At 39.3% G+C, this 13,990-nt stretch carries 11 protein-coding genes; all 11 read left to right on the top strand.

Annotated elements, in window-relative coordinates; translation table 11 throughout:
* Positions 1-140 precede the first annotated feature (140 nt).
* The 11 genes from OD90_RS01615 (at position 141) to OD90_RS01565 (ending at position 13,987) form a co-directional block, all read left to right on the top strand.
* Entirely contained in the window at positions 141-3,893 is a 3,753-nt protein-coding gene (locus tag OD90_RS01615) for an efflux RND transporter permease subunit (RefSeq protein ID WP_144665646.1), read from the top strand.
* A gap of 122 nt (positions 3,894-4,015) precedes the next feature.
* Positions 4,016-5,212, top strand: coding sequence for a TolC family protein (locus OD90_RS01610; protein ID WP_144665644.1), 1,197 nt, complete (start codon positions 4,016-4,018; stop codon positions 5,210-5,212).
* Positions 5,213-5,214: 2 nt separating this feature from the next.
* On the top strand, positions 5,215-5,781 hold the full coding sequence (locus OD90_RS01605; RefSeq protein ID WP_144665642.1) for a helix-turn-helix domain-containing protein: 567 nt from the start codon (positions 5,215-5,217) through the stop codon (positions 5,779-5,781).
* A 74-nt stretch (positions 5,782-5,855) separates the two neighbouring features.
* Positions 5,856-8,222, top strand: coding sequence for a multicopper oxidase domain-containing protein (locus OD90_RS01600; RefSeq protein WP_144665640.1), 2,367 nt, complete (start codon positions 5,856-5,858; stop codon positions 8,220-8,222).
* A 25-nt stretch (positions 8,223-8,247) separates the two neighbouring features.
* Positions 8,248-8,838, top strand: a complete 591-nt coding sequence (locus OD90_RS01595; protein WP_144665638.1) for a DUF3347 domain-containing protein — start codon at positions 8,248-8,250, stop codon at positions 8,836-8,838.
* Positions 8,839-9,294, top strand: a complete 456-nt coding sequence (locus tag OD90_RS01590; protein WP_144665636.1) for a heme-binding domain-containing protein — start codon at positions 8,839-8,841, stop codon at positions 9,292-9,294.
* Between the two features lie 148 nt (positions 9,295-9,442).
* Positions 9,443-9,991, top strand: coding sequence for a potassium channel family protein (locus OD90_RS01585; protein ID WP_144665634.1), 549 nt, complete (start codon positions 9,443-9,445; stop codon positions 9,989-9,991).
* A gap of 18 nt (positions 9,992-10,009) precedes the next feature.
* Entirely contained in the window at positions 10,010-10,501 is a 492-nt protein-coding gene (locus tag OD90_RS01580) for a YybH family protein (protein ID WP_144665632.1), read from the top strand.
* Between the two features lie 79 nt (positions 10,502-10,580).
* On the top strand, positions 10,581-10,874 hold the full coding sequence (locus OD90_RS01575) for a phosphoribosylpyrophosphate synthetase (RefSeq protein ID WP_144665630.1): 294 nt from the start codon (positions 10,581-10,583) through the stop codon (positions 10,872-10,874).
* A 1-nt stretch (position 10,875) separates the two neighbouring features.
* Positions 10,876-13,389 carry a heavy metal translocating P-type ATPase gene (locus tag OD90_RS01570; protein WP_144665628.1) on the top strand — a complete coding sequence of 838 codons (2,514 nt, stop codon included), beginning with the start codon at positions 10,876-10,878 and terminating at the stop codon, positions 13,387-13,389.
* Positions 13,390-13,402: 13 nt separating this feature from the next.
* Positions 13,403-13,987: a DUF2911 domain-containing protein gene (locus OD90_RS01565; protein ID WP_144665626.1), complete on the top strand. Its 585-nt coding sequence runs from the start codon at positions 13,403-13,405 to the stop codon at positions 13,985-13,987.
* Positions 13,988-13,990: the final 3 nt, after the last annotated feature.

The following is a 13,990-nucleotide window of genomic DNA, read 5'->3' as shown; positions in this document are numbered from 1 at the left end:
TTATTAAACAGTACCAGTAGCAATGTAATTGTAACTGGAAAACCCGGCGATACATTCGTTTTGGGCACGTTTTGTTGTTTCTCATTTGTACTGAGAGCAAACCAAAGCATATTTCTATAACTGTTTAATAATCACATCGTATGCTAAATAAAAGCATAAAATTTCTCATAGAAAACAAACTTGTCGCCGTAATATTACTCGCCCTATTCGTAGGTTGGGGAGTAGTTAACGCACCCTTCAATTGGGAAACAGGTATTTTACCAACTGATCCTGTAGCTGTTGATGCCATTCCAGACATCGGCGAAAACCAGCAAATTGTTTTCACCAAATGGCAAGGGCGTTCACCACAGGATATCGAAGACCAGATTACCTATCCACTTACAACGTCATTGTTGGGAATTCCTGGTGTTAAGACCATCCGAAGCTCTTCAATGTTCGGTTTTTCAAGTATCTATATCATTTTTGAAGAAGATGTAGAATTCTATTGGTCGCGTAGCCGTATTCTTGAAAAACTCAATTCACTTTCTGCAAATCTATTGCCCGATGGTGTAAACCCCGCATTGGGTCCTGATGCTACAGGCTTGGGTCAAATTTTTTGGTACACGCTGGAAGGTCGCGACAAAGATGGCAACGTAACTGGCGGTTGGGATTTACAGGAGTTACGCAGCATACAGGATTATTATGTGAAATACGGATTGTCTTCGGCAAGTGGTGTTTCCGAAGTAGCCTCAATTGGTGGGTACGTCCAGGAATACCAAGTGGATGTTGATCCTGAAAAAATGCGGCAATACAACATCGGCTTGACCGATATTGTAAAAGCTGTCAAGGAAAGTAATCAAGACATCGGTGCGCAGACTTTGGAAATTAATCAAGCCGAATACCTTGTTCGTGGTTTAGGGTATGTAAAATCTGTTGCAGATATTGAAAATGCAGTAGTCGCTTCTGAAAATTTTACTTCTATACGAATCAAAGACATCGCTAATGTTCATTTGGGACCACAGACCCGCCGCGGTATTTTAGATAAAGAAGGTGCCGAAGTGGTTGGCGGAGTCGTGGTAGCTCGTTATGGTGCTAACCCAATGGAAGTTATCAATAATGTAAAAGATCAAATAGCCGAATTATCATCTGGACTACCCACAAAAACCTTGGCAGATGGTCGTACTTCACAAGTGACTATCATTCCCTTTTATGACCGCACTCAACTTATTCAGGAAACACTTCATACGCTCAATGAAGCCCTTACACTTGAAATCCTGATAACCATTTTGGTCATCATCGTAATGGTGTTTAACCTACGTGCATCCATTCTAATCTCTGGTCTGTTGCCTGTTGCCGTTTTAATGGTTTTCATAACAATGAAGCTCTTTAATGTAGATGCTAACATTGTTGCCTTGTCAGGAATTGCCATTGCTATCGGTACAATGGTTGACGTGGGCGTCATACTCGCCGAGAATATGATTAGGCATCTGGAAGATAAAAAATTACGCTTTCGCGAAAGCGGAATAGAATACACCACAAACGAAATTATCTACAACGCAACTGCGGAAGTTTCTGGTGCAATTTTGACCGCAGTTCTCACAACGATTATCAGTTTTCTACCTGTGTTTACAATGATAGGTGCTGAGGGAAAACTATTCAGACCACTCGCCTTTACAAAAACAATGGCACTTGCTGCATCGCTTGTAATCGCGCTGTTTTTAATACCGCCTTTTGCCGCGTTTCTTTTTAAGAAAAGTAACCTAATGGAACGCTCAAAGTACCTTATTAATGGTATTCTCATTGTCCTTGGTATCACAGCCATCTTTTATGGCTATTGGCTTGGTCTCATTTTGATTGCCTACGGTGTTGTTGCGCTTTTGAGCGTAAGGGATAGAATTACAGAAAAACGAGCTAATCTCATCCATATTATTATTTCCTGTGTTGCTATTGTTTTCCTACTCGCCGAATACTGGCGACCACTTGGTTTTGACCGCAGTATTCTAATGAATTTGATTTTTGTAGCGATTATCTGCTTTGGACTGCTTGGTGTGTTTACAGTTTTTCGAAGATACTATGACAGCATTTTACGCTGGGCACTTCAAAACCGATACCTGTTTTTAATCATTCCAACAACGGTGCTGATTTTAGGTGTGGTCATAATGCGTAACACAGGGAAGGAATTTATGCCTGCACTTAATGAAGGCTCATTTCTTTTGATGCCTACATCCTTACCGCACGCTGGTGTCGAAGAGAACAAACGTGTCTTGCAACAGCTGGATATGGCCGTGGCAAGCATCCCTGAAATTGAAACTGTAGTGGGAAAAGCAGGTAGGACAGAATCTGCCCTCGACCCTGCACCACTCTCAATGTATGAAAACGTGATTCAGTACAAGTCTGAATATATGCGAAATGAAAATGGCGAGAGACAACGCTACCGTGTAAACGATGATGGTCTATTTGTGCTGAAAAATGACAAGTTCATTATTAACCCCAATAATGAAATCGATGATGATGCAAACTATGAAGCTTCACAACTCAAAACAAGTGCAACACGCAATGAATTGATTGAAGATAACAATGGCGAATATTATCGAAATTGGCGACCGGAAATCAGCAGTCCTGATGACATTTGGAATGAAATCGTACAAGTGACCAAGTTTCCAGGCGTGACTTCTGCGCCCAAGTTGCAGCCCATCGAGACGAGGCTCGTGATGTTACAAACGGGTATGCGAGCACCGATGGGAATTAAAGTAAAAGGACCAGATTTAAAAACCATAGAAAACTTTGGACTTCAACTGGAAGATATTTTAAAGCAAGCCGAAGGCGTTAAAGAACAAGCTGTTTTTGCAGACCGCATTGTGGGTAAACCTTATTTGCTGATTGATATTAAACGAGACCAGCTGGCACGCTATGGGATTTCCATTATGGATGTTCAGGAAGTGCTTCAGGTTGCTGTGGGCGGTATGCCACTTACCCAAACAGTAGAAGGACGTGAGCGCTATGGTGTGCGTGTACGCTATCCACGTGAGCTGCGTGCAAATCCAGAAGACTTAAAAAGTATCTATGTTCCTGTGTCAACTGGAAGTCCGGTTCCTTTGGGCGAACTGGTCGATATTCGTTACGAGCAAGGCCCACAGGTCATTAAAAGTGAAGACACCTTCTTGATTGGGTATGTGCTGTTTGATAAGCTCGATGGCTTTGCCGAAGTCGATGTGGTGGAAAATGCACAAGCGCTCATTCAACAGAAAATCGATAATGGCGATTTGGTCGTGCCACAAGGAATCAGTTACCGATTTACGGGAACGTACGAAAATCAATTGCGAGCAGAAAAAACGTTATCGGTAGTTGTGCCACTTTGTTTACTGGTCATTTTCTTGATTTTGTATTTCCAATTCAGGTCGGTTTCTACGTCGCTTATGGTTTTTACAGCCATCGCCGTAGCCTTTGCAGGTGGTTTTATAATGATATGGTTATACGGTCAGGATTGGTTTTTCAATTTCAGCTTTTTTGGCGAGAACCTACGGGACTTGTTCAATATGAAAACCATCAATTTAAGTGTGGCCGTTTGGGTCGGTTTTATTGCCCTTTTCGGTATTGCGACTGATGATGGTGTTGTAATGGCAACCTATTTAGACCAATCATTTAAAAGCAACGAGCCAGACAGTAAAAAAGGCATACGTCTCGCGACATTGGAAGCGGCAGGAAAACGCATAAGACCGTGTTTGATGACGACTGTGACCACAGTTTTGGCATTGTTGCCAGTACTCACATCTACAGGAAAAGGAAGCGACATTATGATACCGATGGCCATCCCCATTTTTGGCGGAATGATAATCGACGTCACATCTTATTTCCTTTTACCAGTTCTATATAGCTGGAAAAAAGAATACCAACTTAAAAGAGCAAACAAATGAAAAATATTAAAATCATAATCTGTCTTTTGTTTGTTTCCGCTGAAGTTTATGCTGAGCATTTCGACTACGCTCAATATGTACTACGACGAAGTGCGAAAGCCCATCTGAACGCACTACTAATAATGAGCATTGGACTGATTTCAATCAGCGGGCAGGCGCAACAACTACAAAGCTATATTGAAGAAGCCGTAAGTAACAATCCAGAAATTCAGGCTTTTGAACTACGCTACAATATTGCCGAAGAAAAGGTCAATGAAGCAAACTGGCTACCTAATACGGAAGTAAGCGCAGGCTATTTTGTAAGTGAGCCAGAAACAAGGGTGGGCGCACAAAGAGCTCGGATAGGTGTAAAACAGATGTTGCCCTGGTTTGGTACCGTTACCGCACGTGAAAATTATGCGACTTCAATAGCCGAAGCTGAATATGTGGAAATCACAATCGCCAAACGAAAATTGGCGCTATCAGTAGCGCAATCCTATTACAGGTTGTATGAAACAAGAGCAAAGCAAAAGGTACTCGACGAGAACATCCAACTATTAAAAACTTATGAGCGTCTTGCACTGACTTCGGTAGAAGTGGGCAAGGCATCTGCGGTAGATGTATTGCGATTACAGATTCGTCAAAATGAATTACAGCAGCAAAGAGAGGTATTGGAAGAGGAATTTGGCGCAGAACAAACAACATTCAATAATCTTCTCAATCGGGATGAAAATAGGACGGTTGATTTAGTTCCAGCAATGGAAATTCCAGATAGTGACCCTATATACGGTACGGAAGCTTTATCACTCAATCCTGAACTGCTCAAATACGATAAGCTCTACGAATCCATAGCACAATCAGAATTGCTCAATCAACGTGAGAGCCTACCTATGATTGGCTTTGGTGTGGACTACTTGCCAGTTACAGAACGTAGCGATATGAATCCTATAGACAACGGTAAAGATGTGTTGATGCCTATGGTTTCAGTTTCTATACCCATTTTTAATAATAGGTACAAGTCTATATCAAGGCAAAATGAGATACGCCAACAGGAAATCGAAACCCAAAAAGAGCAACGATTTAATGTTTTGGAATCCGCTTTCGCGAAAGCGATATCCCAACGCAACCAGGCGCGAATTAAATTCAATACCCAAACTAAGAATTTAAAGCAAGCAAAAGATGCCGAGCAAATTCTTATCAAGAATTATGAAACGGGAACGATAGATTTTAACGATGTGCTCGATATACAGGAACTGCAATTGAAATTTCAGATGGAACAAATAGCTTCTGTGCAGCAATATTATGTACAGCAGTCAATTATTAATTACCTAATCAACTAACGATGGCAAAGGATTACTACATAAAAAATATGGTGTGTGACCGCTGCATCAAGGTCTTAAAAGATGAACTGTTTAAGGCTCACATTAGTCTGTTGGATATTGAGTTGGGTAGGCTTCGATTAGATATGAATGAAAAAGAACAATTGAGCATACTTACCGAAATTTTAAAAAGAAATGGATTTGCACTCATCGCTTCTACTGAGGATAAATTGACCGAGCAAGTAAAAATTGAGTTGATAAAGTTATTGAATGTAATGCCCCTTGAAATTGATGGTAAGCTATCCGATTTTCTTGCGGATAAATTACAAAAGGACTATTCAAAAATCAGCAAGGTGTTTTCCATTACCGAGGGCATCACTATTGAAAAATATTTTATCAAACTGAAGATAGAAAAGGTCAAGGAACTTATCCAAACACCCCATTATAATTTCACAGAAATAAGCCAATTGCTCGATTACAGCAACGTCAATCATCTAAGCAAACAATTTAAGGGTGAGACAGGGATGAGCCTAAGCGAATATAAGGATGGTCATAAAAATTTTAGAAATCCTTTAGACAAGATTATATAGATATGAACCAGAATTATAACACAGCAAATTGAATATCAATAATATTTTTGTTAAACAAAAACATTAAGAAAACTATGAAAATGCTAAGAATTATTTCACTACTGCTATTTTCTTCAACAGTATTTGCCCAAGTGGGAACTAACGGACAAGACAGAAAAGAAGAAGGAAGATCTGTTAAAGAGTACAACCTTACCATTGAAGAAAATGAAATGACACTCGCAGGTGTAACCGCTAAAGGAATGACTATCAATGGTAGTATTCCTGGACCGGTTTTGGAATTTAACGAAGGCGACCTTGCCATCATTAATGTAACCAATAAAATGGATGAAGAAACCTCAGTACACTGGCACGGGTTGATACTTCCCAACTTTTATGATGGCGTACCGTATTTAACAACACCGCCAATAAAGCCCGGTACAACATTTCAATATAGAATTCCTATTAATCAATCAGGAACCTATTGGTACCATTCCCATACGATGCTACAGGAGCAAAGCGGTGTTTATGGTTCAATAGTCATTCAACCTAAAGAAAAAACATTGGATTATGACAAAGATTTGGTAGTTGTTCTATCTGATTGGACCAACGAGGACCCAATGAATGTATTGCGAAACCTTAAAAGGGGGAATGAGTGGTATCAAGTTAAAAAAGGAACAGCAGTTCCATTAAGTAGAGTCATCAAAGAAGGTGCCTTGGGAGCACAATTTAAGTTCTGGCGCGATAGAATGGAAGGTGCTGATATAGCAGACATTTATTATCCCGCATTCTTGAGCAATGGTAAATCACTTGCCGAATATCCAGAATTTAAACCAGGAGAAAAAGTACGTCTTCGCTTTATCAATGCCTCGGCTTCTACTTACTACTGGGTAGATTTCGGTGGTGGTAATCCATTGTTAGTTGCAAGTGACGGTGTTGATGTGCAGCCCGTTTCTAAAAGCAGATTTCTCTTTGGTATAGCTGAGACGTATGATGTTATCGTTACTATTCCCGAAGGTACTTTAGAGGTTACCGCTACGGCTCAAGATGGCTCTGGTCATACTTCTATACAATTAGGTAATGGCACTCTCTATCCAGCCAAAAGAATTGATAGACCTGATAAGGTAGCGATGATGAAGCAAATGGCCAAAATGGATATGAAAATGGGTGCACCTGCAATGGTAGGAAACAAAAAAAAGAATACACCTGAAGTTTTAATGCAGAAGTATGGAATGAAGATGAATATGAAAGACGGCGAGATGAAAATGGGGATGCAAGATAAGATGTCAATGAAAGACAGCAAAATGAACGATCAGATGAAGATGGATGATACGAAGGGAATGAAAAAAGACTCAATGGCAATGAATCACAGAGGAGATTCAGATAAAATGAAAGACCATATGCAGCACGATATGTCAAAGATGCAGAAGGATTCTTCCTCATTTGATTACGAAACTCGTAAAACCTATTTTAATTATGATTTTTTAAAAGCAAAAGAGAATACTACTTATAAAGATGATTTGCCAGTAAACGACATCCTGTTGAATCTAACCGGCAATATGCAACGCTATGTTTGGAGTATGAACGGCGTGCCATTATCAGAAACCGACAAGATAAATATAAAAGGTGGCGAGGTAACCAGAATTACACTTAATAACCTCACGATGATGCACCATCCAATGCACTTGCACGGACATTACTTTAGAGTCATCAATGAAAATGGCGAACGTTCCCCATTAAAACATACCGTCAATGTACCACCAATGCAGAAGGTGGTCATAGAATTCTATAACGAAGAATATGGCGATTGGTTCTTTCATTGCCACGTATTATATCATATGATGGGTGGTATGGCCCGTGTGTTTAGTTACGATACACCAAGGGACGAAAGAATGAGAGATTATCCAATGCAGAAACTTATCAATGAGACAGACCATTATTATTCTTGGGGATTGTTGCGTGCAGGCTCAAATTTTAATGAACTCTTTTTGATGTCAAGCAATATCCGAAATGGCTTTGGTTTAAGGGCAGAGTTTGATTATGACAAAAATCTTGAAGCAGAAGTAAACTATAACAGATACCTGAATGATTGGGTGCGCCTGTATGTAGGGGTAAATACAGAAACTTCAACACCCGATTCTTATGATACCTTCAATACAGTAGGTTTGGTGGGTGTAAAATATTTTACACCGTACCGTTTTAATGTGGATGTCAGTATGGACCACCAACTAAGGCCAAGAATTCGTCTGGACAGGGAATTCTTGATTTTTCCGAGAATTTTTCTGGAAGGCGAATACGAATACCGAGCTGACTTTGGTTGGGTGAACGATATTGGAGACACATCCTATCAGGGGGAAACGCAATGGCTGGTGGGAGCCTCATATATCGTATCCCGAAACTTTTCGTTACAGGCAAATTACAATAACCGATATGGCTGGGGTGGCGGCCTTTTAGCCCGATTTTAAAAAGTAATAATTTAAAACAAAGAAAATGAAAACAGTAAAAAGAACAATGAGTACAATGGCACTGGCTGTCACAATGATTTTAACAGCTTCCTGTAAAGACGGAAACAAAGAAGAGGCTGCTGCGCCGATGAGCAATGAGATGCACCAAGAATCTATGGATGACAAGGACGATATGGCGATGAGTGACAACCAAGACGCAAAAGCAGAAGCAATCCTGAATGATTATTTCAACTTAAAAGATGCGCTTGTAAACGATGACAATGGCAAAGCAAAAGAGCTTGGTAACACATTAGCGAAATCACTGAAAGCTTTTGATGCATCCAACTATTCTGATAATGAACAAAGTGAATTGAAAGACATTATTGAAGATGCCACAGAGCACGCAGAGCATATTGGCGAAAGCGATATCAAGCATCAACGAGAGCATTTTAAGATTTTGAGTAAGGACGTTACCGATATGGTAGCCATTACCGGAACGGATAAAAAGCTCTACGAACAATTTTGCCCAATGTATGATGGTGGTACAGCTTGGTTGAGTACAAAAGAGGAAGTGCGTAATCCCTATTATGGTAGCCAGATGTTAAAATGCGGTAAAGTACAACGAGAAATAAACTAATTGAAAGTTTTAAAAATCATAGCGTGGATAGCATTAGGTGCTCTTGTTGTAATTCAGTTTTTTCCGACGGATAAAAATGAAAGCTATACGACACCTGAAACTGATTTTGTCTTGGTAAATAAAGTGCCGTCTGAAATTGAGAATCAATTAATGCAGTCCTGCTATGATTGCCATAGCAATAACACAGTTTATCCTTGGTACAGCAAAATTCAGCCAGCAGCTTGGTTTTTGGAAGACCATATTAAAGAAGGAAAAGCAGAATTAAATTTTAACGAATGGGACAACTATTCAGACAGAAGAAAGAAGAGTAAACTGCGCTCTATCATTAAGCAGATAGAAAACGGCGAGATGCCCTTAGATAGCTACACGCTCATTCATAGGGACGCTATTTTCTCAAAAGAGGAAAAGGAAACAGTATTGAACTATATGAAAACTTTAAAAGATGATTTAGAGTAAAGTCCTGATACGGGAAGGGAATTTTTTCATTGATGGTTGGTTAGTTAGAACCCTTCCCTTTTCAGGCACAATATATATGCTTAAAGAAATAGTAAAATGCTATTGAAGCAGAGACCTACAATGAAAACTTAGAGTTACGTGAAAATGTATGGATAAAAAAAAAGACATAGAAACCACAGGAGCGTTTTATCGGCAGCTTTTCAATAGCTCAAGGTATGTTCTATTGGTGCTTGTTATTGCTTCAATAATCAAACTGTATGCGCTACCTACTATGGAAGAGTCTTATGCTATAATTATCCTTCTGTCATTAACATTACTAAAGATAGGATTCATTATAGCCTTATCCCTTAGCCAACTAATGAAGATAATTGGTCAGAGCCATCTATTGAGCCACGTACTGGTCTTGTTTGGATATTTGATTTTGTTAGTTATTTTGTCGTTTGCAATAGATTTTACAGCATTGCAATTTTTGGATGCTACACATTTCAAAATAAATAATAGTGTCGGTGAAAATGGACTCTCGAAATTTTTCGATTTATCCTATTTCAGTCTTGTCACATTTTCATCTGTGGGCTTTGGAGATATAGTTCCAATTACGATTCCAGCAAAAATTTTAGTAACGCTTGAGATATTACTTAGATTTTTCGTGTTGGTATTTGGAATTGCAAATGTGAATAGAATAAGAGTAAATAAATAACCCTTAAAAACTAAAAGTATGAAAATATTGAAACTTACAACATTTTTAACCCTATTGCTATTTGCAAGTAGTCAAGTCTATAGTCAAAATACAAATGCGGATACAGAAAAGGAAGCGATTTTAAAAGTTATGAAATCGTATAAAGATGCCATTCATAATCTAACTACCGACGGGACGTTCGAGCTTTTTACTCAGGACGCTACTATTTTTGAACAAGGTAAAGTGGAAGGGACTTATACAGAGTATATAAATGGTCATTTGGGTCCAGAATTGAGTCACTTTAAAAGTTTTACATTTTCAGATTATAATATTGATGTAAATGTGAATTTACCCTATGCTTATACAACTGAAAATTACCTGTATACCATAGTTTTAAAAACAGACGAAGGTAAAGGAACTAAGGAACGAACCATTAGAAGTAAAGGAGCTGCGACTTCTATTTTAGAAAAAATAGATGGTGAATGGAAAATCATACACTCTCATACTTCATTTAAAAAATTGAACCAATAGTATAATGCTCTTTTGTTATGATTATATGAATTGAGAATTAAATATAGCATTAATAAATCCCTAAAACTCTAAAGCATTTATGCAAACTTTTGATACGCTTTCTGAAACAATGACTTATTTGCAAGAGCAAGGTTATACAAATGATTTTAATTTATGTTCGGGACACATTGAATGTAATGCGCTAAAGCTAAAATTACATCCAGAAGATTTTGATGTAGATGAGATGCATCGCTTTGAAGGAATGAGCAGTACTGATGACAACAGCGTTCTGTATGCTATTTCATCAAAAAATGGGATGAAGGGATTATTGGTCGATGCCTATGGCGTCTATGCAGAAAATATTTCCGAATCAATGCGAAAAAAATTAAGATAAAATGAAACACACCTATCAAATACAAGGAATGACCTGCAACGGTTGCCGAAATCACGTTGAGCAGACACTTTCAAAAGTGAAAGGTGTGACCAATGCTTCGGTTAATTTAGAAAAAGAAGAGGCGACCATCGAAATGGAATCTCATATTTCTATCGAAACATTTCAGAAAGCATTGAAAGAAGATGGCGGTACGTACAGTATTCACAAATCAGGCGAGCATCATCATAAAGATGATTCCGCTTCCGCGAAAATGCAAAAACCTAATGGGAAAGTTAGAGGAACTTTCTATTGCCCAATGCATTGTGAAGGAGATAAAACCTACGACAAGCCAGGCGACTGCCCAGTCTGCGGAATGGATTTAGTCGAAGAGCAAAATTTGTCAGCAACGACTTCAGAGCAATGGACGTGCCCTATGCATCCAGAAGTCATCAAGGATGAATCTGGAGCTTGTCCAATTTGCGGAATGGATTTAGTGCCGATGGAACCTGATTTATCTGCCGAAGAGAAAACATATAATAAGTTGATTAAGAAATTTTGGATAGCGGTAGCTTTTACGCTTCCTATTTTCTTAATCGCTATGAGTGAGATGATTCCAAACAATCCGCTATACGATGTAATGGAACAGAAATGGTGGAACTGGATTCAATTTGGCCTTTCCATTCCAGTAGTGTTTTATGCCACTTGGATGTTCTTTGAACGTGCCTACCGAAGTATCAAAACGTGGAATCTCAATATGTTCACCTTAATCGGTATAGGTGCAGGCGTGGCGTGGCTCTTTAGTGTTTTTGGGATGCTGTTTCCAGACTTTTTTCCAGAACAGTTTAAAACAGAATCTGGTGCGGTTCACGTGTATTTTGAAGCCGCTACTGTTATTCTAACGCTGGTATTGATGGGTCAAGTTTTGGAAGCCCGTGCGCATAGCAAAACTAATTCAGCAGTCAAAGAATTATTAAAACTTGCACCCAACAAAGCTGTACGCGTAGTTGATGGAAATGAAGAAGAAGTTTCCATAGACCAGATTGAAAAAGGAGATATACTACGTGTGAAGCCAGGAGATAAAATTCCTGTGGATGGCAAAATTATCGAAGGAGAAACTACAGTAGATGAATCAATGATTTCGGGAGAGCCTATTCCAGTTAATAAATATGTAAATGATAAAGTGAGTAGCGGTACCATTAACGGGAACCAGTCTTTCTTGATGGAAGCCGAAAAAGTAGGTAGCGACACCTTGCTTTCCCAAATCATACATATGGTAAACGATGCCAGTCGCAGTCGCGCCCCTATCCAGAAATTGGCAGATACCGTTTCAGGATATTTTGTACCTGTAGTGGTTATCATTGCGGTCATCACTTTCATTGTCTGGGCAATATGGGGTCCAGAGCCAGCTTATGTTTATGCGTTGGTAAATGCCATTGCCGTATTGATTATTGCCTGTCCTTGCGCATTGGGATTGGCAACGCCTATGTCCGTTATGGTAGGTGTTGGTAAAGGAGCACAAAATGGTGTCTTGATTAAAAATGCCGAAGCCTTAGAGAAAATGGACAAAGTGGACACCCTTATCGTAGATAAGACCGGAACCATTACCGAAGGAAAACCTACGGTTGAGAAAGTTGGGTCGTTTGATGAATCTCGCTTTCGCGAAAGCGAAATTCTACATCTTATCGCATCCCTAAACAGTTCCAGTGAGCATCCCCTTGCCGAAGCTACCGTGAAATATGGAAAAGAGCAGAATGTCGAAATATCAAAAACCGAAAACTTTAGTGCAATTACAGGAAAAGGTGTGGAAGGAACAGTTGATGGCAAGAAGCTCGATTTAGGAAATGCCAAAATGATGGAGTACGCCAATGCCAAGCTATCATCTGAAATGGAGAGCGAAGCACAGTCTTTTCAGAAACAGGGAAAAACGGTTTCGTATTTATCCATTGATGGCGAAGTTTCAGGCTATGTGGTTATTGGCGATAAAATAAAAGAAACGAGTGCCAAGGCAATCAAAGAGTTACAGGATAAGGGCATTGAAGTAATAATGCTCACTGGAGATAATCACGACACCGCCCAAGCAGTAGCCAGCGAACTCAATCTCGCCGACTTCAAAGCGGGAATGTTACCGGAAAACAAGTTAGAAGAAGTCAAAAAATTACAGGAACAGGGTAAAGTGGTCGCAATGGCGGGCGATGGTATCAATGACGCACCAGCACTCGCAAAAAGTGATGTAGGTATCGCAATGGGTACAGGAACCGATGTCGCTATTGAAAGTGCGATGATTACGCTTGTAAAAGGCGATTTGCACGGTATCGTGAAAGCAAGAAACCTTAGCCACAAAGTTATGCGTAACATAAAACAAAATCTATTTTTTGCTATGATATACAACACGCTGGGTGTACCGATTGCGGCAGGTGTATTATTCCCAATTTTCGGAATTCTATTATCGCCTATGATTGCGGCTTTGGCAATGAGTTTTAGTTCAGTTTCTGTAATAGCAAACGCACTTAGACTCAGAACAAAATCAATTAACTAAACCATCCTATATAATGAAAAACAGTATTATTCTATTATGTATTATCCTTTTAGCTTCTTGTAAAGAAACTTCAAAGGAAGCACAAGAATTGCCCATTACCGAAAAAACAGAGCAAAATTCAACAAGTGCAGAACCTGCTAAGAAAAAACCATTGAGTCCGCATACAAGCGCAATGGCGATGGTGGGCGATGCGCATATTCATATTGATTATTCATCCCCAGGAGTTCGTAAACGTATCATTTTTGGCGGTTTACTTCCTTATAATACCGTTTGGCAAGCGGGCGCACATATGGCCACTTGGATAGAAACCAATAAGGATTTGACCATTGATGGTAAAGAGTTGAAGGCAGGGAAATACGGGTTCTTTGTTATTCCGAATCAAGAGGAATGGACAATTATTTTTAATTCCAACTGGAACCAGCACGGTAAAGATGAATATAATGAGAAAGATGATGTGATGAGATTTAAAGTAACCCCAAAAATTTCCGAAGAAATCAAGGAACATTTAGAATACAAGGTAACAAAGACTACCAATGATTCAGGAACAATTAGCTTGAGTTGGGAAAAGGTTCTTGTTGAATTTCCTTTTGAAGTATAATAA

This window comes from Dokdonia sp. Hel_I_53 (assembly GCF_007827465.1).
GTDB lineage: Bacteria > Bacteroidota > Bacteroidia > Flavobacteriales > Flavobacteriaceae > Dokdonia.
Note: the sequence above shows the minus strand (reverse complement) of the source record. Positions and strands in the feature narration are given on the sequence as shown.